Source organism: Streptomyces sp. NPDC006544, from assembly GCF_040611715.1.
In the GTDB taxonomy this organism is placed as follows: domain Bacteria; phylum Actinomycetota; class Actinomycetes; order Streptomycetales; family Streptomycetaceae; genus Streptomyces.
Genome location: NZ_JBEXOV010000007.1, coordinates 37,910 through 58,081 on the forward strand (window position 1 = coordinate 37,910; position 20,172 = coordinate 58,081).

The following is a 20,172-nucleotide window of genomic DNA, read 5'->3' on the forward strand; positions in this document are numbered from 1 at the left end:
CGAACGCCCGTCCGGTGCCGTACCCCAGCGCGGGTACGGCACCGGACGGGCGGGGACGTACCGGCCCCGGAGAGACGATGAGCGACGATGGCTGGTGGGGCGCCGAACTCCTCGCCGCCGCTGCCCCAGAAGCGACCTGGGCGCGGGCGGACGACGCGGTGTCCTTCGCAACCCTTCGTGTCCGGACCGCACGGCTGGCCCGGACCCTGACCTTCCACGGGATCCGTCCGGGGGCCTCCGTGGCCCTCCACGGGTCGCCGAGCTTCACCCACTTGTGGGCGGTCCTCGCCCTGTGGTCGATCGGCGCGCAGGTGGTCCTGCTGGAGCCTTCCCTGGGCCGCGCGGAGCGGGAGGCGCTGCTGGAACTCAGCGATCCCCAGTACGTGGTGACCCTGGGCGCGCTGCGCCGCGAGGAGGAGGTGTTCGTCCCGGAGTGCGAGGTCCTGGTGCGGCCGAGGCCGGGAGCCCGGACCCCGCGCACGGACCACTGCCTGGTCCAGTTCTCCTCCGGCACCACGGGCCGCCCCAAGGCGGCGGGCCGCACCGCCGACTCTCTGCTGACCGAGGTGCACCGGCTCGGCCGGCTGCCGCTGATGCCCCGGGCCGGTGAGCGGGTGGCCGTACTGGAACCCGTGGCCCACTCGTTCGCGCTGATCGGCGGGGTGCTCCACGCCCTGGCGACCGGGGCGTGCGTGGTGTTCCCCGCGTCCGGCGACCGCGCGTCGCTCATCGCCGCGGCGGAGCGCTGCGAGGTGGTCCTGGGCCGCCCCGGCCATTTCGCGGTGCTCGCCGGCGCGCCCGCCGGGGTGCGCCTGCCGCGGCTGCGCCTCGCCGTGTCCGGCGGGGACTCGCTGGCCGGTGAGACCGCCGGGGCGTTCGCCCGGCGCTACGGCGTCCTCGTCGGCCAGGCCTACGGCACGACGGAGACCGGCATCGTGGCCACGGACCTGGCGGGCACGCACGGTCCCGGGACGCTCGGCGTGCCGGTGCCCGGCGTGCGCACCCGGATCGCGGGCGGAATCCTGCAGGTGCAGGTCGCCCGCTCCCCCTACCCCTACGAGACCCACGAGGCCTCGCCGCCCGTCGGCGGCTGGCTCTCCACCCACGACCTGGTGGCCCGCGATCCGGCGACGGGCGCGCTGCGGCTGCGCGGCCGGGCCGGGCGGACCGCCTCGGGCGCCGACCTCCTCGACATCGAGGCGGTGCTGCGGGCCCACCGGCACGTCACCGACGCGGTGGTGCTGGGCGGCCCGGATCCCGTCGAGGCCCACGTGGCCGGCACCGAGGAGCTGCGGCCGGCCGAACTGTCCTCCTGGTGCCGCCGGTTCCTCGGTGAGCACTCCGCGCCCCGGCGCTTCCACGTGGTGCCCGAGCTGGCCCGTTCCGCGAGCGGCAAGGTGCTGCGCGACCGGGCCCGTCTGCACGCCCGGGGCTGGGCGCCGGCGCCGGGTCCCACGGGAAGGAGGCGATGATGCGGGTGCTGACCGCGGCTCCCGCCTCCGCGACCCCCGCCTCCGCGACCCCCGCCGCCGCGGCCTCCCGGTACGAGACCGACGAGGAGCGCTGGCGGGCGGTGCGCGACGGCGACGAGGCGGCGGACGGGACGTTCTACTACGTCGTGCGGACGACCGGCATCTACAGCCGGCCCTCGTGCGTGGCGCGCCTCGCGCGCCGGGAGAACGTCGAGTTCCACTCCTCGCTGGAGGAGGTCCGCGCCCGGGGCTACCGCCCGTGCCGGCGCTGCCATCCGGACGAGCCCGAGCAGAACCGGTACTACGCCGACACCGTCGCCCGCGCCTGTCTGCTGATGGACGGGGCGCTGGCGCCCCCCAACCTGGACGCCGTGGCCCGGTCGGCCGGCTACAGCCGCTTCCACTTCCACCGCATGTTCAAGTCCCTGACGGGCGTCACCCCGTACGCCTACTGGACGGCCGTGCGCGCCCGGCGGGTCCGCGCCGAACTCATCGGCGCCCGTACCGTCTCCGACGCCATCTACCAGGCCGGTTTCAATTCCAACGGGCAGTTCTACGCCGCTTCCTCGGCGATCCTCGGCATGACCCCGCAGGAGTTCCGCGCGGGCGGCGCCGGGGTACGCATCCGGTCGGCGGTGGGCACCACCTCGCTGGGGCCGGTCCTGGTGGCCGCGACGGGCAAGGGGGTGTGCGCGGTGCTGTCGGACGCCGGTGACGGCCCCGGCAGCGTCGCGGCGCTGCGCGCCCGCCTGACCGCCCTCTTCCCGCACGCCGCCCACCACGAGGACGACCCGGCCTTCGGGCAGCTCGTCGCGAACGCCCTGCTGCGCGCCGAACTCCCTTCCGGCGGAAGGTACTTGCTCCCCGCTCACGCACTGCGCACGTGCCTGCGGGAGCGGATCCGCCAGGAGCTCGTCACCCCGGCCGCCACCCCTCCGGCGACGGAGCACGCGATGGTCGCCGGTCTCCGGGCCGGCTGAGCTCCGCACCCTCCGGGGCCGGGGCCGGGGTCGTCGCCGGGCGTCCTCGCCGGGGCCCATGGGAAGGGGGCCCCGGCAGGCGGGGCCGGCCGCGCCGCGCCATGCCGCGCCGCGCTCCGCCGCGCTCCGCCGTACTCCGCCGTCAGGCGCGGCAGCGCAGCATTTCCAGCGGGGGGTTGGCGTAGAGGTCCGCCCAGTGGGCCGCGCCGAACGCGCGTACGCCGGCCTCGGACACCTCCACCGGGACCCAGGTCAGGTCGCTGAAACCGGCTGCCTTCAGGCAGTCCTCGTAGACCTCGCGGCGCGGGCGGTTGGCGACGAAGGAGACGGGCGGGTCGAGCAGGGCCGTGGTCCGCACCTGCGGTCCGGTCTCGACCTCGTCGCCGGTGAGCTCGCTGCGGAAGCCGTACTTCTCCGGGGACGGCCCGTCGAAGCGGAAGTCGGGCGACTGGTTGAGCAGGAACAGCTCGGCGCCGGGCTTCAGGCTCCGGTGGATGGCGCGGCACATCAGCTCGGTGGAGGCGAGGTCCGGCGCGTAGTTGAGCAGCTGGACCGCCAGGCCCACGTCGAAGGGCCGCTCGAAGGTCCGCAGCCCGGACACGTCGCCGACCTCGTAGCGCACACCCAGCGGATCGCGCTCCTCCACCCTCTGCGCCACGGCGACCATCTCGCCGGAGACGTCGATCCCGAGCACGTCCGACGCCCCGCGCCGCTTGAACTCACGGCTGTAGAAGCCGGTGCCGGAGGCGAGGTCGAGGACCGACTTCCCGCTCACGTCCCCGACCAGGGCGAGGAACCCGGGCACCACCGCGTACTGCTCCAGAGGCAGCGCCTTGAACCCCTCGTACGCCTCGCCGATCTCGTCGTACTGCTGCTGCGCACTCATCGTGCCGTCCTCCCCGTGGGTTCCACCATGCCCTCGGCCCCGACCGCCCGCGTTCGCGGCGGCCCGCGGCCTCCGCCTGGCAGTCTCGCCCAACCCGGCAGGCCGTCAGCCTTGGCGGAAACCACGAAAATTCACCCTCCTCCCCGGGCTCCCGCACAGACGGACCTGCGGTTTCGCCGGGACGGTGCGTCAGACCATGGCGAGCCGGTCCACCACCAGCGCCAGCCTCGACTCGGTGTCCTCCGGGGGCAGCCGACCCGCCCGGGTCAGGGTCGCCACCCCGTGCAGGGACGCCCAGAACACCTCGGTGAACAGCCCCGGGTCGACACCGTCCCCGGCGACCTCTCCGAGGCACTCCAGCAGCGCGGCGAAAGCGTCCTTGAGGGGCGCCGGGGTGTGCTCCTGTGCGTACGCCAGACCGCCGTCGAGCTGGAAGATGGCGTCGTAGACCGCCGGATTGCCCGCGGCGAAGGCGAGGTAGGCGCGCGCGAGGGCGACGACCCGCTCGCGCGGGCCCTCCACGGCGGCGGTCGCGGCCCGCACCGCCGCGGCGAGCTCGGTGGCGCCCTGGAGTGCGACGGCGCCGATGATCTCGCGCTTGCCGCGGAAATGGCTGTAGAGGACGGGCTGGCTGTACTCGATGCGCTCGGCGAGCCGACGGGTGGTGACCGCGTCCCAGCCCTGCTGCTCGGCGAGTTCACGGGCCGTCGCCACGATGAGGCGCTCGCGCTCCGCCCGTTCGCGTTCCTTGCGTTCCTGTACCGACATGATTCGATCCTAGCACCGCTAGACAATCGAGCGGCAGTAGTACTAGCGTTGCCTCATCAGCTAGCAACGCTAGATACCGGAGGGCTCGCCATGCTCAACGCACTCGAGGTCGTCACCACCGTGATCGTCGGCGTGATGGTGGGGGTGGAGTTCTCCGTCGCCTTCGTCATGAGCCGGATCCTCAACGCCCTGCCCGACGACAGTCGCCAACTCGGCCACGCACACGGGGGCCGGATGCTCGGCGCCGTGATGCCGGTCTGGTACATCGGTTCGCTCGTCCTCGTCGCGGTCTGGGCCGTCGCCGGACGGCACGACGGCGGCGCCGGCCTCGTCGTCACCGCGGGCGCGTTGCTGATCCTCAGCGTGGTCATGTCGCTCCTGCTGCTCGTCCCGATCAACAACCGGAACAAGAGCTGGACCCCTGAGAACCGGCCCGCCGACTGGAAGCAGCAGCTGCACCGCTGGGAGCGCTGGCACTACGTCCGCGTCGCCGTCCTCATCGGCGCCTTCGCCCTGTTGGTCACCGCCCTCGCCTGAGCCCCCGGGCCCGCCCCCGCCCGCAGGAAGGACGGGTCAGTGGGTGCCGACCAGGATGGCGGCGAAAACGCCGAGCACGATCAGTACGGAGAGAAGCTGACGGGCGGCCTCGTTCACCGGGCGCCGGCCCGTTGCTGCTGCTGCTCGGCGAGCGTCGCCGCCATCGTCCGGACGATGCGGGCGAGGCCGCGGGCGTGGTTCCAGTTCGCGTGGTCGCCGTGACCCAGCGGGCCCGCGTCGAGGAAGTACGCCCACTCCGCCAGGGCGGCGCCCGCGCGCTCGGTGCGCAGACCCGCCGGGATCCGGGACACAGCGGCGTGTAGCTCTTGGCCCACGGTGATGAGGTCGTCGACGAGCCGCGCCACGCCCTCGGCGTCGGGCCGCTGGTCGTAGGACGCCAGCGCCCGTCGCACGAGCTCCTCGATCGTTTGAGCCTCGGGCCTCATGGCGGTGCTCCCTACCGTCGTGACCGGGTGGTGACACGACGGTAGGGGCGGCCGGACGCGGGCAAGGGCACAGATTGTGCCCCCTGCCCTCAGGCCGTCAGCATTCCCAGCCGCTGGGCGAGTTGCGAGGCACGGCGCCGACGGGCCGGGCTCTTCGCCTCGGCTTCCTCCAGGACGATCCTCTTCGCGTACCCGTTGTACTGGACGGTCTCCGGGGCCGCCTCGTGAGCGTGCGCGAGTGTCGCCAGCGCGGCGTCCGGCTGCCCGTCGAGGTGATAGGCGCGGGCCTGTTCGATGCGGTGCCGGGCTCGGCGCGGCCGTGACGGGATCGCCTCTGCCTCCGCACGGACGGCCTGCCGTACGGACTCCCCGCCGGAGTGCAGTTCCACGGCCACGGTGACCGCGTGCGCACCGAGGACGGCCTGGGAGAACGAGGTGACCGGGTGGAAATAGCCGTCGGGCAGGCCCTCGGCCAGACGCCGGGCATCGTCCCAGTACCGCCAGGCGGTTCCCGTCTCCCCGCGCCGTGCGGCCGTCAGCCCGGCCTCGACGGTGAGCGCACCCGCTACCGCCCGGACGTCGTCACCGGCATCCGGAAGAAGCGGCCGCAGGTAGCCAAGGGTCTCCAGCGTGACGGCGTCGGCGGCCTCGTAGTGCGCGCTGTCCCGGTGGGCCTGCGTGGTGAGCCACGCCGCCAGGCCGACGGCATGGGGGTCCTCGGAGTCCTGTGCCGCCATCATTCCTCGTTCGGCGACCCGCCACACGAGGGCCGCGTCCGGCTGGTAGGCGCAGAAGAACTGCGCGAGGAAGTACACCTCGGCCAGGAGGGCCTGCGCGCCCTTCCGGTCGGCGATCGTCGAGGCGTGGCGTACGGCGGCCTGCGCATCCCGGATCAGGCCGGGCAGGAGCGTGCCGATGACCTCGCGGTGGTTGGGTGCCGAGTGCCGGGCCGACCACGCCCGGGTGATGCGGGCCTGAAGGTGGGCGGCGGGCGGGGCCTCGTGCGCCGCGGTGAGGGGAAAAGCGTTGAGTGCCTCGCGGACCGCGGCGAAGCGCGGGTGCCCGGGCCCGGCGAACAGGCTGATGCGCAGGGACTGGTCGCCGGTGAGTTCTGAGAGGTCCCGAACGCGCAGCACCTCGGCGATGCGGAGGATCATCGGCAGCGGCGGAGTCTTCAGCCGACCGGTCTCGACCGCTTTGACCCACGAGCCGGACCGGGCTACGAGACCGCCGAGTTGGTCCCGGGTGAGGCCTCGGCGGGTGCGCAGGAGCTGCATTCTCTGGCCGAAGACCAGCGGGTCGGCATACGGGTCCGGGGTGGCATCAGGTGACATGGCGGCCTTGCCCTCCTACCTTGCGGCTCGACACTGACAGGGTAGGGGCCAAGGCTTCGTCATGTGATCCAGAGCGCACGACAGCTGCCGCCGACAGCCTGTCCGGCAGGTACGCGATCCGCCTTGCCGAGGCATGAGAAGGAGACACAATGGCTGACGACCTGTCCGCGGTGGCGCGCTTCCTCTACGAGGCCGGCACGCTGAAGCACACCCGCCGTACGGGTTGGTGGATGGCCGGTGTCAACGACCCCGAATCCGTCGCCGAGCATTCCTGGCGGACGTCGCTCATCGCGTCGGTCATCGCGAAGCTCGAGGGCGCGGACCCGGCCCGGGCCGCGTTCCTCGCCGTCTGGCACGACACCCAGGAAACCCGCACCGGGGACGTCAACCACCTCGGGAAGAAGTACGCGCCCGCCGGCGACCCACAAGCCGTGACCGCCGACCAGACGGCCGGCATGCCCGAGCTGCTCGCCTCCACGATCCAGGATCTGGTGGCCGAGTACGAGGCCAAGGACTCGGCCGAGGCGATCTGCGCCCGCGACGCCGACAAGCTGGAGTGCATGCTCCAAGGCCTCGAGTACAAGGCGCAGGGGTACGCGAACGCGCAACGGTGGATCGACAACAGCCGGGCCCGGCTCACGACCGAGACCGCGCGGCGGCTGGCCGACGCGCTCCTCGGGCAGGGCCCGTTGGACTGGTTGCGCGCCGCGGTCGGCGAGAAGCGCTGACTCCCGACGCGCGATGCCCCCCGTCCCGCCCCTACGAGTCGAGAGGCCGGGCCGGGCGCAGCGAGGCATCGGGGGCTGCGGCTACAGCTGGTTGATCTGCGCTGAGCAGATGTTGTATCCGCCCTGGGCCCGGCCTTCCTTGGTCTCGCTGCCGATGGTGACGGAGCAGTGGATGTCGCCGCCTCCTTGCAACTGGGCGGTGACGTGGTGGTACAACGCGTCGCTCTTGATCTTGAGGGTTCGCATCATGGGCAGTCCCTTGCCCTCCAGGTTCTCACTGTCGCTGCCGTCCGCTCACTGGGACGGTGCCACCAGGCCCGCCTCATAGGCCAGGATGACCAGCTGCACTCGGTCGCGGGCATTGAGCTTGGCGAGCAGGCGGGTCAGGTAGGTCTTGGCGGTGGCGATGCTGATGTAGAGCTCGCCTGCGATCTCCGTATTGGACAGGCCCCTGCCGACGAGGGTCAGCACCTCGCGTTCCCGGTCGGTGATGCCGCCGAGCTCCACCCGCCGCGGCGGTGACGCTGCGGGTCGGGCGGTGAACTCTTTGATCAGCCTGCGTGTGACGGCCGGTGCGATCAGAGCGTCCCCGGCGGCAACGATCCGGACTGCGGCGAGGATGTCGTCCAAGGCCATGTCCTTGACGAGGAACCCGGAGGCGCCGGCGTGCAGCGCCCCGTAGACGTATTCGTCGTCGTCGAAGGTCGTCAGGACGACGACGCGTGTGGAACCGGTGCCCGTCGTGATCAGCCGGGTGGCCTCGATGCCGTCCATACCGGGCATCCGGAGGTCCATCACCACGACGTCGGGGGCGAGCTCCTCCGTCAGCCGTACCGCTTCCGCGCCGTCGGCTGCCTCGCCCACCACCTCGATGTCCGCGGTGTCGGTGATGACCATCTGCAGGGCGGCCCGGACCAGGGGCTGGTCGTCGGTGAGCACGACACGGATGGTCATCTGGCTCCCGCCTTCGCTTCTGCCTCGGTCCCTGCCGGTATCGGGAGTCTGGCCGCTATGAGGAAGCCGCCGCCCGGGCGAGGCCCCGCAGTGAAATTGCCGTGCAGCAGGGCGACCCGCTCCCGCATGCCGATCAGACCGTACCCGGTGTCCGTGTTGGTGCCACCGCCCCTGCCGCGGTCCGAGACCTCGACGGTGAGCTCGTCATCGAGGTAGTCGACACGCACCTGGCAGGAGTCGGCACCCGAGTGCCGTACGGCGTTGGTCACCGACTCCTGGACGATCCGGAACGCCGCGAGGTCGATGTCCGCCGGCAGAGGGCGGCGCCTGCCCTGCCACCGCACCTCCACGCGGACCCCGGCGGCGGTGGTCGTCGCGGCGAGCTGTTCCACGTTCGCCAGGCCGGCGGCCGGTCGCAGGGGCGCAGGCGCGGGCGCACGGCCTTGGCCGGTGTGTTCCTCGTCCTGGTCGGCCTGGCGCAGTGCGCCCAGCATCCTTCGCAGCCCGGACAGCGTCTCGCGGCTGGCCATCTCCACGGTGAGCATCGCCTCGCGGGCTCTGGCCGGCTGGGTCTCGACGACCCGGGCCGCGGCGCCGGCCTGCAAGGCGATGATGCCGATGCTGTGGGCGACCGTGTCGTGCATCTCGCGGGCGATGCGCAGCCGTTCGGCGGTGACGGCCTCGGCGGCGGCCCGGGCGTGCAGCTCTGCGGTGTGGGCACGGGCCTGATGCGCCGAGTTGCCGATGAGCCAGGCGATGACCACGGTCAGGGCCATGAAGGGCTCGGGGGCGATCCCGGAGTCGTCGCCCGCGATGGACCGCAGGGCGAGGTAGCCGGCGAGTGTGCCGAGCGCCGCGCCGGCCGCGGCGAGCGAGATCCGTCGAGGTCGGGTGGCTGCGATGTAGCAGAGGGCGATGTCCACGGCCAGGAACTGCGTGGGCGGAATCTCGTCCTGACGCCAGGCCACCGTCGAGATGACCGTACCGACGATCAGCAGGCCGTACGCCGCGGAGGTCCTGCGGCGCAGCACCGCGCTGGCGGCCATGACCAGTACGAAGGCGACGGCGAGCAGCGCCTGGGCTCCGGGCGAGTCGAGCCCGTCCCGGGGGTAGCTGAGCGAGTAATACCGTCGCGGTGGCATCACTACGTACTCGACGACGGGTTCCACTGCTGCCGCGTACCACGCCAGTGCCGTCCACAGGCCCGGCGGTAGGCGTTTGATCAGCGGCAGCGGCAGCGGCAGCGGCAGCGGCAGCGACGGTGAGGTGGACATGCCTTGATCGTAAGCACCTGCACCTGACGGCACATCTGACTGTGGCCGTACAACCAGGGTTGACACCCGTGCCCTCCGATTGTCATCGGTGGCCCGATTACGGGCGAGGCCGCCTACCGGCACCGTTGTCCCCGTGATCGAAGTCAACGAGCTCACGAAGCGATACGGCAGCACGACGGCCGTCAAAGGTCTGACCTTCACCGTGCGACCCGGCCAAGTGACTGGGTTTCTCGGTCCTAACGGCGCCGGCAAGAGCACCACGCTGCGGATGATCCTCGGCTTGCATGAGCCCACCAGCGGCACCGTCACCGTCGACGGCCGTTCCTTTCGCGACCGCCCCCGCGGCCTGCGTCATGTCGGCTCCCTTCTCGACGCGCACGATGTGCACGGCGGGCGCAGCGCGGTGGCGCAGCTGTCTGCCCTGGCCCGCAGCAACCGCATTCCGCAGCGCCGGGTGGAGGAGGTGCTGCGGGAGGTCGGTCTCGCCGAGGTGGCCCGGCGCCGCATCGGCGGATTCTCGCTCGGCATGAAGCAGCGGCTCGGCATCGCTTCCGCCCTGCTCGGCGACCCACCGGTACTGCTCTTCGACGAGCCGCTCAACGGCCTCGACCCGGAAGGCGTGAAGTGGGTGCGTGACTTGTTCAGGCGGCTCGCCGCCGAGGGCCGCACGGTGTTCGTCTCCAGCCATCTCATGTCCGAGATGGAGCACACCGCCGACCAGCTGATCGTCATCGGCCGCGGCGAGCTGATCGCGGCGGAAAGCCTCACGGAGTTCTCCGCCCGTAGCACCCGGCAGAGCGTCACGGTGGGCACGTCCGCCGCAGCCGTCCTGAGAGACCTGCTGACGGCCGAGGGAGCAACCGTAAACACGGCGGGTGACCTGCTCACCGTGACCGGTGTGACCACAGTCCGGATCGGTGAGGTCGCCATGGAGCACCGCATTCCGTTGCATCACCTCAGCGCCCGGTCCGCCTCATTGGAAGAGGCCTTCATGGAGCTCACCGCCGGCAGCGTGCAATACCTCGCAGGAGACCCCCAGTGACCACGACATACGCTTCGGCCGGTGAACTCGGGGCCGCCGAACCCCGCGCCCGCTTCCGCGACCTTGTGGTCGCCGAGTGGATCAAGTTTCGATCGCTGCGCTCGACGTGGATCGCGTACGGGGCCACCGCATTGGCCGTCATCGCGTTCAACGCGGGTACCGCCTACGACACCTACACCTACTGGCCGGCGCGGAGCCCGGCGGACCAAGCCGACTTCGTCCGCGCCGGAATTCCGTTGCAGGAGGCGTTCACGGCGAACGCCGCCGTGGTCATGATGCTCGCCCTCGGTGCCATCGGCGCCGTCGCGATCATCGGTGAGTACAGCACGGGCACCATCCGTACGACGTTCGCGGCCGTTCCGGCCCGCCGTTCGGTGATGGCCGCAAAAGCGGTGGTCGTCACGGCGGTCGCCACCGTCTTCGGCGCGATCGTCGCGGGGGCCTCGTTCGGCCTGACGCAGGCGATCCTCGGCGGCCGGGACGCAGGCATCTCGATCAGCTACCCGGGCGCCCTGCGTCTCGTAGTGGCGTCCGCCTTCCTGGCGCCCCTGTGCGCGCTCACCGGCCTGGCCATCGGCGCCGTCATCAGGCACACCTCGGCCACCATGACCGCCTCGGTGGTGGTCATCCTCGTCCTGCCCATCGTCCTCACCGACGGCCGCCACTGGTCGGCGATCGCCGGGCACGCCACGCTCTATCAGGCGTGGTCGCGGCTCGTCGAGGTCGGCTCCCGCCAGACCGACTTCCCGTGGACGACCGGTGGAGCCTGGACCGTCTACGCGGTGTGGGCGCTCACCGCAGCCGTGCTCGCCGTCACCAGCGCACAACGGCGCGACCAGTGAGAGGGCCGGTCGGCCAACCGCCGGGGTACGGACACCCCGGCCAAGGCGGCCGCGACCAGGATGACGAGTTGACGACCGTTATTCCTCATCGACGACATCGGGGTCACGCAGTGACCGCAGGCCACCCGGCAGGTCCGGGAGCTGGAAGGAGTACCGGCCGAGCATGTTGATGTGTCGCACGAACGGCGAGAGGCGGGCCACGTCCTCGTCGCGGACATCGAAGCCGTCGGCCCGGAGCTGGGTGACGGCGGCATCCATGTAGCGGGTGTTGAAGGCACCAGGGCGTTGAGGACAAGGCCGAGGGCGCCGATCTGGTCCTCCATGCCGTCCTGGTAGCGCTGGTAGCGCTGGTAGAGCTGCCCGGCCTTGCCGTGGAAGATCTTCCGGGCGAGCGCATGGCGGCCCTCCTGGAGGTTGGCCTGCACCTTGATCTTCCGTCGGTAGGCCGGCTCGTCCGCCAGATGCAGGATGTACGGTCGTCCTCGGAGACCTCGGCGCGGTGGAAGCCGCCGCTGGACACCCGGCAGACGCGGCTCAGTACGCCCTTCGCGCGCTGGATCTACTGGCGACGCACTGGTACGCCACCGGACTGGAACGGGTCCGCGAGGTCCGTCGCGCACTGGGTCCGTGGGAGCACGAGCAGTACGTACGCGACCTCGATGACCGGCTCTACGGCTGGTCCTCAGTGGTCAGCGCACTTGCCTGTTGAATGCGGCGATCAAGCCCGGCAGCTCGGCGAGGGTGTGGATGCGAAACGTCGGCAGCGTACGGGCCTCTTCGGTGTGCCACTGGATGGTGGCCCAGGGACCGCGGCGTACGAGGGCGGTGTGCATCCCGGCCTGGGCGCCAGGGCGGAGGTCGTTGTCGACGCGGTCCCCGACGTAGAGGATCTCGTCCGGCGCGAAGGGAACGGCCTTGGCCTCACGGATGAAGAACTCAGGATCCGGCTTGCTCGCGCCCCAGTCGTCCGAGGTGCCGATCAGATCGACGTCGTCCGCGAAGAGACCGCGCAACAGACCCCCCGCCCGAACGGTCTGGTTCCCGGCGATGCCGAGCCACAGACCGTCCCCGCGGAGCCGCGCGAACGCGGGGCGGACGTCCGAGTACAGATCGGACTCGTCGAAGTGCTCCGGCCGGCCGGCGGCCGCGCGTGCGTCGCGCTGCTCGGTGAGGTCGAAGCCGGGTCGGAACTCTTGGAAGACCTCTCGGTAGTCGCGGCCCTGTGCCACGACCGCGCCGAACATCGCGGCGAACGTGTGGCGGGGGACGCCGAGCCAGTCGGCCCACGTGCCGTACTCACGCGTCTCGTCCACGAGGCACTCACCGACATCGAAGACCACAGCGCGAATCGTCATGCCGAGCAGCCTAGTCACCGGCCTGGACGCCCGAGCCGCCCCTCTCAAGGGCCGGGGCGGTCCGTCCGGCTCAGTGGCTGCCGACGAGGATGGCGGCGAAAATGCCGAGCACGATCAGTACGTAGAGAAGCTGACGGGCGGCCTCGTTCACCGGGCGCCGGCCCGGTGCTGCTGCTGCTCGGCGAGCGTCGCCGCCATCGTCCGGACGATGCGGGCGAGGCCGCGGGCGTGGTTCCAGTTCGCGTGGTCGCCGTGGCCCAGCGGGCCCGCGTCGAGGAAGTACGCCCACTCGGCCAGGGCGGCGCCCGCGCGCTCGGTGCGCTTGTCCGTGGGGATCCTCGCCACCGCGGTGTGGAGCCCGTTCCCGGCGGTGATGAGGTCGTCGACCAGATGCGCCACGCCCTCGGCGTCGGGCCGCTGCTCGTAGGGCGCCAGGGCCCGTCGCACGAGCTCCTCGATCGTTTGAGCCTCGCTCGGATTCATGCGGTTGCTCCCTCCCGTCGTCGCCGGACGCCCAACTACCGCCCGATCACTGCGTGGTACGAAGAGGTAACCGCAGGTGCCCCCTCGGCGAGTACCGTTGGAGGGTCGGAGAAGTATGCAAGCCATGCATTCTGTCGGGAGAGCCCATGGCGCAGCACTCACGCACGACCAACCCTGGTCTGTCCGCGCTCCTTGGCCAGGCCGGATGGTCGAGACGGCAGCTCGCTTCGATCATCAACCGCGTCGGCGCCGAGGCAGGTCTCACCCTCAAGTACGGCCAGCCGGCAGTGTCGCAATGGATCGCAGGTCACCAGCCCCGGGCCCAGGTCAGGGCCCTGATCGTCGAAGCCTTCGAGCGGAAGCTCGGACGGCCTGTCACCTACGCCGAGGCCGGGCTGACCCCACCCGCCGGGACGACTGACGCGGACACTGTCCGGGACCTCGTAGACGTGGGAAGGGCAGACATGGATCCGTCCCGACGCCGCATCATCGCCGCCGGCGTCTTCAGCGCGGCGCTCGCCATCCCCTTGTTCCCCACCCTGGCCAGGGCCGATAGCCCCGAACCCATAAGGCCGGGCAAGGCCACCACCCGCGTGGGACAAGGCCAGGTGACGGCCATCGAGACGATGACGGACCGCATCGCAGACATTCTCGACGAGCTCGGCGCCGGGCACGCGCGGCCGATGGCCGCCGCGTTCCTCGTGAACACCGTAGGGCCCTGGCTCAAGGCGGAGGCGGCCGCGCCCGTGCGGCGCAGCATGCTCGCCGCAGCCTCCGACCTTGTGTACCTGACGGGCTGGATGGCCATGTACGAGCGTCAGCACCGGCTCGGCCAGGACTACTACGTATCCGCGCTCAAGCTCGCCGGGGAGGCTGAGAAACACGTCACCTACTGCCGCACGCTGCGCGGCATGTCCCTCCAAGCCTCCAACCTGGGATACGGGCGCCGCGCCCTTGAGCTTGCCGACTCCGCTGCCGAGGCAGCACCCGTGGCTGGGCCGCGTCTCGTGGCATTCCTTCGTGGACAGCAGGCCCACGGCGCCGCGATGGTCGGCGACAAGCGGCAGGCCTTCGCTCGGCTACGGGAAGCGGAGGAGGCGCTGGCGCGTGCGGACGACCGGCGCGAAAGTATCGGCGGCTACGACCGGACGGCCTACCTCTTCCACGTCGCGCACGTCCAGAACGAGACGAAGGACGTCGCGGGGTCCGTCAAGACCTTGCGGGAGTCGATCCGGGTACAGCCAGCCAACGAACGACAGGGCCGGCTGCACGCCCACGGACTCCTTGCCCAACGCCAGCTTTCCATTGGCCACGTCGAGGCCGCGTGCGAATCGTGGGGCAGGTTCCTCGACGACTACGAGGCGCTGTCGTCCGCTCGCGGTGACGAGCACTTCGAAGTGATGAACCTCCGGCTTCGTCATCACGGCGGCGTTCGGGCGGTCCGGGACCTGCGCGAGCGTGCCCGCCTGGTCGGAACACGGAAGGGCTGACATGGGCGTACCGCAGCCGTTGTCCGACGAGGCGATTCAGGAACAGCTGACCGGGCTGCCCGGGTGGGAGCGGAAGGGCGACCAGATCACCCGTACCTACGAGATCCGCTACCACGCGGCGGTCGCCGCGATCGTCACGATCGCGGACCGCTCCCGGCGCATCCAGCACCACGCCGACCTCGACCTCCGGATCGACAGCCTGCGCGCCTCGGTCACCACGCACGACGCCGGCCACCGGTTGATTCCCGCGGACTTCGACCTCGCGCGCCGCATCGACGCGATCGTCGCCGCGCACCAGGCGCTCCCGCTGGACTGATCCCGACGCGCACCCCCTCCCGCCCACGGGCGGGAGGGGGTGCGACGGCTGCTCCGGTCAGCTCCAGATGTTCTTGCGGTGCTCCCGCAGTGCCTTGAAGGAGTCCAGGTCCGGGACGGTCCAGCCGTCGAGGTCGTACTCCTCGAGGGCCTGCTCGGCGAAGCCGCGGTAGCCGTCGAGCTGGCCGCTGGCGGCCTGCGCGTGGAAGATGTCGGTGCGCACCTGCTCGTGGTTGCCGGAGTAGTTGCGCTCGTACAGCTCGTGGCGGCCGCCGAACTCGGAGCCGACGGCGTCCCACAGCATCTTCATCAGCTTGACCCGGCTGACCGAGTCGTAGCCGTTGGAGCCGCGGACGTACTTGTCGAGGTACGGGCGGATCTCCGGGTTGTTGAAGTCCTCGGCGCTGGAGTTCACGTAGATCAGGCCGCTGGCGACGTCCTGCTGGATGATCTCCTTGATGCGCGGGTAGCCGATGGTCATGAACCAGCGGTACGCCATGCCGTAGTCGAGGCGCGGCAGCAGCGCGCCGTCCTTCCACTCCTGCGGGTTGCGGGCCGCCGCGTCGCTGAGCGCCCAGAACATGTTCCGCCAGGCCAGGACCTCGCCGACGCGGGCCTGGATGCCGCGGAAGTCCTTGCTGCCGGTCATGTCGACGGCCTTGAGGAGCAGGCCCGCGATGAAGTCGATCTTCACGGCGAGGCGGATGGCCCCGTGGAAGGTGAGCCGCTCCAGGAAGCCCGACTGCGGGGCGAAGCCGTTGACCTTGTCGACGTCTCCGTAGAGGAAGACGTTCTCCCAGGGGATGAGCACCTTGTCGAGCACGAAGATGGTGTCGTTCTCGTCGAGCCGGCTGGAGAGCGGGTAGTCGAAGGGACTGCCCATGACGGCTGCGGCGGCCGCGTAGGAGGGGCGGCAGATCAGCTTCAGGCCCGGCGATCCCATCGGGATGGTCGCGACGAGCGCGAACTTCTTGTCGCGCAGCGGCAGGCCGTAGTGCGAGATGAAGTTGAAGTTGGTGATGGCCGAGCCGGTGGCGACCACCTTCGCACCGGAGACGACGAGACCGGCGTCGGTCTCCTTCTCCACGTGCACGAAGACGTCCTGGACCTCCTCGGTCGGCAGGTGGCGGTCGACCGGCGGGTGGATGATCGCGTGGTTCCAGAAGAGGACCTTCTCCTGGGACTCCTTGTACCAGCGCTTCGCGTTGTCCTCGAAGGGCGCGTAGTAGTCGCTGTTGGCGCCCAGGGTGCCGAGGAAGGCGGCCTTGTAGTCGGGGCTGCGGCCCATCCAGCCGTAGGTCATCCTGGCCCACTCGGCTATCGCCTCGCGGTCCTCCACCATGTCCTGCACGGTGCGCGGGGTGCGGAAGAACTTGTGGGTGTAGCCGTTGCTGCCGGTGTCGGTGCGGGTGGTGAGCACGTCCTTCTTGGCGGGGTCGTGCAGCGCGTTGTAGAGCCGCGCGGTCATCAGCGCCGAGTTGCGGAAGGCCGGGTGGGCGGTGACGTCCTTGACGCGCTCGCCGTAGAGGTAGATCTCACGGTCGTCGCGCAGGCTCTCCAGGTACTCGTCGCCGGTCATGGGGCGGGTCACGGGGGCCTCGGCGGCCTCGGGGCCGCTCGGCTGCGCGTCGCCGTTCGGGAGCGTCATGTCCTATGTCCTTTGTCCGGTCGATGAACCTGTGAGTGGTGGGTGGCCCGCGAAGGCCGCAGCCCAGCCGTGGGCGGGCCCGTCGAGCGAGCCGGTCCAGGCGGCGCCTTCCGAGGGCCGGCGGAATTCGCCGAGCACCCCGGAGTGGAAGACGAGGGGTTCGCCGCCGGGAGCGTCGAAGGCGACGACCTCACCGACGTGCAGGACGTGGTCCCCGCCGTCGTACGAGGCCCAGGGAACGCAGGAGAAGTGGGCGACGGCGCCCCCGATGCGCGGCGCCGCCAGGTCGTCGCCCCAGCTGAGGTCCGGCGCCTCGGCCAGGTCGCCCCGGCCGGCGAACAGCCAGGCGAGGTCGCGCTGGTGGGCGCCGAGGACGTTGATGCCGAACGGGGCGCCGACGAGCCGCTCGCAGGTGCGGCTGCGGCGGTCCAGCGACACCAGGACCAGCGGCGGGTCGAGCGAGACCGAGGTGAAGGCGGAGACGGTGGCGCCGTATACGGCGTCGTCCCGCGCGGTGGTGACCACGGTGACGCCCGAGGCGAACTGGCCCAGGCAGTCCCTCAGCGCGCGCTGCACAAGGCTCACGGAGTCCTCCTCGACGGATAACGGGCGCAAGAACCGGGTAATCGCATTCCGCAGCATTTGAAAAGATCGGGTGATGAAGAATGGCGGAGCACTGCCGCCACGCGGGCATTGTTCCAGGGGTCGCTGAAGAATCAGTACAGGGAAATGCGGGTCGTTCGGAGCGCTTGACGGATGACGAGTTCCCGCTCTAGTTTTCTGCTGTTTCCTGCGCGTCGCCGCAGGTCGTCAGGTTGCGTGGCCGAGGCCGCACTGGCGTGTGACCGCACTGACGCGTTCCGGAAATCTCTGCCCGAACCCGCTGCCGCCCGTACAGACCTAGGGGTCCCCAAATGCGAATCCAAGTAGATGTCAACGAGGCTCTGCAGGACTATGTGGCCAGCATTTCCCTGCGCGAGCCCGACGTACTGCGTGACCTCCGGGTGAAGACCTCGGAGCTGCCCCTGTCGCTCATGCAGATCTCGCCGGAACAGGGACAGTTCATTTCCCTGCTGGTGAAGGCGATCGGCGCGAAGAAGGCCCTGGAGGTCGGTGTCTTCACCGGCTACAGCCTGCTCGCCACGGCGCTGGCGCTGCCCGAGGGCGGCAGCGTGGTCGCGCTGGACATCAGCGAGGAGTGGACCGCGATCGCCCGGGACTTCGCCGAGCGGGCGGGTGTCTCGGACAAGGTCGACCTGCGCATCGGCGACGCGCGCGCCTCCCTCGACGCACTGCTCCTCGAGGAGGGCGCGGCCGGCTCCTTCGACTTCGTCTTCATCGACGCCGACAAGGAGAACTACTGGGCCTACTACGAGGCCGCGCTGACGCTGCTGCGCCCCGGCGGCCTCATCGTGGTGGACAACGTGCTGTGGCACGGCGCCGTCCTCGACGAGACGAAGCAGGACTCCGAGACGACGGCCCTGCGGGCGTTCAACGCGAAGGTGCGGGACGACAAGCGGGTGGAGCTGAGCGTCCTGCCGTTCGCCGACGGCCTCACCTTCGCCCTCAAGCGCTGACCCGGGCGACGCCGGCCGGCGCGCCCACCCGCACGCGTACCCGCAAACCGGCCCGCGTCCTTCGGAGCACGGGTCCGAGCGCTGCCCGAGCGCCGGCCCCCCACACCAGTCCACAGATCCCCGACGCCCGATTCCTCGAGAAGGTATGACCATGTCGCAGTACCCAGCCGGGATGCACAGAAGACGCTTCCTCATCGGAGCGGCCGCCGCGGGCGGAGCCACCGCACTCGGTCTGGAGGGGACGGCCGTGGCGGCGGACCCCGCCGCCGGCGCCACCGCCGTCGCGACGACGTCCACGGTCGGACCGGTCTCGGTGACCGCCGCCGACCAGCAGTACCCGGACCTGGTCCGGGCGCTCAACGCCCGGTACGTGGCCGGCCCCGAGTCCGTGAAGGTCATCGACTCGCCCTCGCAGGTGGCGCCGATCCTCACCGAGGCGTTCAAGTCCAACAAGCGGGTGACGATACGCAGCGGCGGGCACTGCCTCGAGGACTTCGTCTACAACTCCTCCACGCAGATCGTGCTCGACCTGTCGAACATGAACGGCGTGTACTACGAACCCGCCAAGAACGCCGTCTGCGTGGAAGCCGGGGCCACCCTGCTGGACGTGTACTCGAAGCTGTACGCCGCCTGGGGCGTGACCATACCCGGCGGCATCTGCTACTCGGTCGGCATGGGCGGGCACGTCTCCGGCGGCGGCTGGGGCATGCTCGTGCGCCGCAACGGCCTGGTCGTCGACCACCTGTACGCCGTCGAGGTGGTCACGGTCGCCTCCGACGGCACGGTCAGGACGATCCACGCCACCCGGGAGCCCACCGACCCGAACCGCGAACTGTGGTGGGCCCACACGGGTGGCGGCGGCGGCAACTTCGGCGTGGTGACCCGCTACTACTTCCGCTCGCCGGGCGCCACCGGCACCGACCCGCGCGGGCTGCTGCCGAAGCCGCCGGCCGAGGTGCTGTTCAGCGCGGTGTCGTGGGCGTGGAGCGACCTGACCAAGGAGGAGTTCGTCCGCCTGACGCAGAACTACGCGTCCTGGCACGTCGCGAACATCGGGCCGGACAGCCCGAACCGGTTCGTGACCAGCTTCCTGCTGCTCAACCACCGGTCGAACGGACAGATCGGCATGGTCACCCAGGTCGACGCGGCGGCCCCGAACGCGCAGCAGCTCCTGAACGACTACCTCACGTACATGAACCAGGGCATCGACACCCCGCAGGGCGCCCTGACCGAGGCCATGGGCGACGTGGCCCCCATGCCGCAGTTCGCCCAGCCGCGCCGGATGCCGTGGCTCCAGGCCACCCGCTTCGCCGGAACGACGAACCCGCAGCTCAACGACCCGACCCTGCGGGCCGAGTACAAGTCGGCCTACATGAAGGCGAACTTCCCGCTGGCCCAGTCCGAGGCGCTGTACAAGCACCTCACCCGGACCGACATCGACAACCCGAAGATCAACATCCAGCTCACCCCGTACGGCGGCAAGGCCAACGCGGTCGCCGAGGCCGACACGGCGGCGCCGCACCGGGGCGCGGCCTTCAAGATGCTGTGGTCGGTGCTGTGGAACGAGGCGTCCGACGACGCCAAGTACATCGCGTGGACGCGGGAGAGCTACGAGGAGACGTACGCGAGCACCGGCGGCGTGCCCGTGCCCAACGCCGTCACGGACGGGTGCTACGTCAACTACCCGGACGCGGACCTGAACGACTCGGCGCGCAATCGGTCCGGGGTCCCGTGGAGCACCCTCTACTACAAGGGGAACTACCCGCGGCTGCAGGAGGCCAAGAAGAAGTACGACCCCAAGAACTTCTTCCGCCACGCCCAGTCCGTGCAGCTGCCCGGAGCCTGAGCGCCCCGCGGGCGCGCCGCGCCCCACCGTGCGGCGCCCCACCGTGCCGCGCCCCGCGGGCCGGGTCCGGATCCCCCGGGCCCGGCCCTCCGCACGTGGCCGCCCGCACGGGGCCGCCCGCCCGTGGCCCGCCGCACGTGGGGCCCGCCCCCCGGCGCGCGGCGCGCGCCGTACCTCCCTCCCGAGAACGAGCGC

General features: G+C 70.9%; 22 protein-coding genes and 1 pseudogene. 11 read left to right on the plus strand and 12 right to left on the minus strand.

What is annotated here, in order from left to right; genetic code table 11:
• Window positions 1–77 precede the first annotated feature (77 nt).
• Together ABZY44_RS05385 and ABZY44_RS05390 are read left to right on the plus strand one after the other, a co-directional pair.
• A complete protein-coding gene (locus tag ABZY44_RS05385) occupies window positions 78–1,472 on the plus strand; it encodes a class I adenylate-forming enzyme family protein (RefSeq protein ID WP_356650260.1) in 1,395 nt (464 codons plus the stop codon).
• Window positions 1,472–2,452 (plus strand): Ada metal-binding domain-containing protein, encoded by a 981-nt coding sequence (locus ABZY44_RS05390; protein ID WP_356650261.1) that lies wholly within the window; start codon window positions 1,472–1,474, stop codon window positions 2,450–2,452. The genes ABZY44_RS05385 and ABZY44_RS05390 overlap by 1 nt, the downstream gene beginning before the upstream one ends.
• Before the next feature lie 142 nt (window positions 2,453–2,594).
• Here the strand turns inward: ABZY44_RS05390 and ABZY44_RS05395 are convergent, their stop codons facing one another.
• Together ABZY44_RS05395 and ABZY44_RS05400 are read right to left on the minus strand one after the other, a co-directional pair.
• Entirely contained in the window at window positions 2,595–3,338 is a 744-nt protein-coding gene (locus ABZY44_RS05395; RefSeq protein ID WP_356650262.1) for a methyltransferase domain-containing protein, read from the minus strand.
• A gap of 189 nt (window positions 3,339–3,527) precedes the next feature.
• Window positions 3,528–4,106, minus strand: a complete 579-nt coding sequence (locus ABZY44_RS05400; protein ID WP_356650263.1) for a TetR/AcrR family transcriptional regulator — start codon at window positions 4,104–4,106, stop codon at window positions 3,528–3,530.
• Between the two features lie 90 nt (window positions 4,107–4,196).
• Between ABZY44_RS05400 and ABZY44_RS05405 the strand changes: the two genes are divergently transcribed.
• A complete protein-coding gene (locus tag ABZY44_RS05405) occupies window positions 4,197–4,643 on the plus strand; it encodes a DUF1772 domain-containing protein (RefSeq protein WP_356650264.1) in 447 nt (148 codons plus the stop codon).
• 113 nt (window positions 4,644–4,756) lie between these two features.
• Here ABZY44_RS05405 and ABZY44_RS05410 read toward each other — a convergent pair whose 3' ends face one another.
• Window positions 4,757–5,089, minus strand: coding sequence for a DUF6415 family natural product biosynthesis protein (locus tag ABZY44_RS05410; RefSeq protein ID WP_356650265.1), 333 nt, complete (start codon window positions 5,087–5,089; stop codon window positions 4,757–4,759).
• An 89-nt stretch (window positions 5,090–5,178) separates the two neighbouring features.
• Window positions 5,179–6,423: a helix-turn-helix transcriptional regulator gene (locus ABZY44_RS05415; protein WP_356650266.1), complete on the minus strand. Its 1,245-nt coding sequence runs from the start codon at window positions 6,421–6,423 to the stop codon at window positions 5,179–5,181.
• Between the two features lie 149 nt (window positions 6,424–6,572).
• Between ABZY44_RS05415 and ABZY44_RS05420 the strand changes: the two genes are divergently transcribed.
• Complete coding sequence (locus ABZY44_RS05420) at window positions 6,573–7,151, plus strand: HD domain-containing protein (RefSeq protein WP_356650267.1); 579 nt, start codon at window positions 6,573–6,575, stop codon at window positions 7,149–7,151.
• An 81-nt stretch (window positions 7,152–7,232) separates the two neighbouring features.
• On the opposite strand, the gene ABZY44_RS05425 is transcribed toward ABZY44_RS05420, so the two are convergent.
• Genes ABZY44_RS05425 through ABZY44_RS05435 form a run of 3 tightly spaced genes read right to left on the minus strand, consistent with a single transcriptional unit; the run spans window position 7,233 to window position 9,379 of the window.
• Complete coding sequence (locus ABZY44_RS05425) at window positions 7,233–7,400, minus strand: hypothetical protein (RefSeq protein ID WP_356650268.1); 168 nt, start codon at window positions 7,398–7,400, stop codon at window positions 7,233–7,235.
• 45 nt (window positions 7,401–7,445) lie between these two features.
• Window positions 7,446–8,105, minus strand: a complete 660-nt coding sequence (locus tag ABZY44_RS05430; protein ID WP_356650269.1) for a response regulator transcription factor — start codon at window positions 8,103–8,105, stop codon at window positions 7,446–7,448.
• Entirely contained in the window at window positions 8,102–9,379 is a 1,278-nt protein-coding gene (locus tag ABZY44_RS05435) for a sensor histidine kinase (RefSeq protein WP_356650270.1), read from the minus strand. The genes ABZY44_RS05430 and ABZY44_RS05435 overlap by 4 nt, the downstream gene beginning before the upstream one ends.
• A 133-nt stretch (window positions 9,380–9,512) precedes the next feature.
• Between ABZY44_RS05435 and ABZY44_RS05440 the strand changes: the two genes are divergently transcribed.
• Together ABZY44_RS05440 and ABZY44_RS05445 are read left to right on the plus strand one after the other, a co-directional pair.
• Window positions 9,513–10,421, plus strand: coding sequence for an ABC transporter ATP-binding protein (locus ABZY44_RS05440; RefSeq protein ID WP_356650271.1), 909 nt, complete (start codon window positions 9,513–9,515; stop codon window positions 10,419–10,421).
• Window positions 10,418–11,263: an ABC transporter permease gene (locus ABZY44_RS05445; RefSeq protein ID WP_356650272.1), complete on the plus strand. Its 846-nt coding sequence runs from the start codon at window positions 10,418–10,420 to the stop codon at window positions 11,261–11,263. The genes ABZY44_RS05440 and ABZY44_RS05445 overlap by 4 nt, the downstream gene beginning before the upstream one ends.
• Before the next feature lie 78 nt (window positions 11,264–11,341).
• Here ABZY44_RS05445 and ABZY44_RS05450 read toward each other — a convergent pair.
• Window positions 11,342–11,736, minus strand: a pseudogene (locus tag ABZY44_RS05450) (Tn3 family transposase); the annotation flags it as partial.
• Window positions 11,737–11,762: 26 nt separating this feature from the next.
• On the opposite strand from ABZY44_RS05450, the gene ABZY44_RS05455 reads away from it, so the two are divergent.
• Entirely contained in the window at window positions 11,763–11,972 is a 210-nt protein-coding gene (locus ABZY44_RS05455; protein WP_356650373.1) for a hypothetical protein, read from the plus strand.
• Here ABZY44_RS05455 and ABZY44_RS05460 read toward each other — a convergent pair.
• Both ABZY44_RS05460 and ABZY44_RS05465 read right to left on the minus strand, forming a co-directional pair.
• Window positions 11,953–12,618, minus strand: a complete 666-nt coding sequence (locus ABZY44_RS05460; RefSeq protein WP_356650274.1) for an HAD family hydrolase — start codon at window positions 12,616–12,618, stop codon at window positions 11,953–11,955. The genes ABZY44_RS05455 and ABZY44_RS05460 overlap by 20 nt on opposite strands.
• 147 nt (window positions 12,619–12,765) lie before the next feature.
• On the minus strand, window positions 12,766–13,101 hold the full coding sequence (locus ABZY44_RS05465) for a DUF6415 family natural product biosynthesis protein (RefSeq protein WP_356650275.1): 336 nt from the start codon (window positions 13,099–13,101) through the stop codon (window positions 12,766–12,768).
• A 146-nt stretch (window positions 13,102–13,247) separates the two neighbouring features.
• On the opposite strand from ABZY44_RS05465, the gene ABZY44_RS05470 reads away from it, so the two are divergent.
• Complete coding sequence (locus tag ABZY44_RS05470) at window positions 13,248–14,591, plus strand: hypothetical protein (protein WP_356650276.1); 1,344 nt, start codon at window positions 13,248–13,250, stop codon at window positions 14,589–14,591.
• A gap of 1 nt (window position 14,592) precedes the next feature.
• Window positions 14,593–14,907 (plus strand): 4a-hydroxytetrahydrobiopterin dehydratase, encoded by a 315-nt coding sequence (locus ABZY44_RS05475; RefSeq protein ID WP_356650277.1) that lies wholly within the window; start codon window positions 14,593–14,595, stop codon window positions 14,905–14,907.
• Window positions 14,908–14,964: 57 nt separating this feature from the next.
• On the opposite strand, the gene ABZY44_RS05480 is transcribed toward ABZY44_RS05475, so the two are convergent.
• The gene (locus tag ABZY44_RS05480) at window positions 14,965–16,554 is read right to left on the minus strand and encodes a 4-hydroxyphenylacetate 3-hydroxylase N-terminal domain-containing protein (protein WP_356650278.1); all 1,590 of its coding nucleotides are present in this window, start codon (window positions 16,552–16,554) and stop codon (window positions 14,965–14,967) included.
• 3 nt (window positions 16,555–16,557) lie between these two features.
• Window positions 16,558–17,139, minus strand: a complete 582-nt coding sequence (locus ABZY44_RS05485) for a flavin reductase family protein (RefSeq protein ID WP_356650279.1) — start codon at window positions 17,137–17,139, stop codon at window positions 16,558–16,560.
• Window positions 17,140–17,468: 329 nt separating this feature from the next.
• Between ABZY44_RS05485 and ABZY44_RS05490 the strand changes: the two genes are divergently transcribed.
• Window positions 17,469–18,131: a class I SAM-dependent methyltransferase gene (locus ABZY44_RS05490; RefSeq protein ID WP_356650280.1), complete on the plus strand. Its 663-nt coding sequence runs from the start codon at window positions 17,469–17,471 to the stop codon at window positions 18,129–18,131.
• Window positions 18,132–18,282: 151 nt separating this feature from the next.
• Window positions 18,283–19,977: an FAD-binding protein gene (locus ABZY44_RS05495; protein WP_356650281.1), complete on the plus strand. Its 1,695-nt coding sequence runs from the start codon at window positions 18,283–18,285 to the stop codon at window positions 19,975–19,977.
• The last annotated feature ends 195 nt before the right edge of the window (window positions 19,978–20,172 follow it).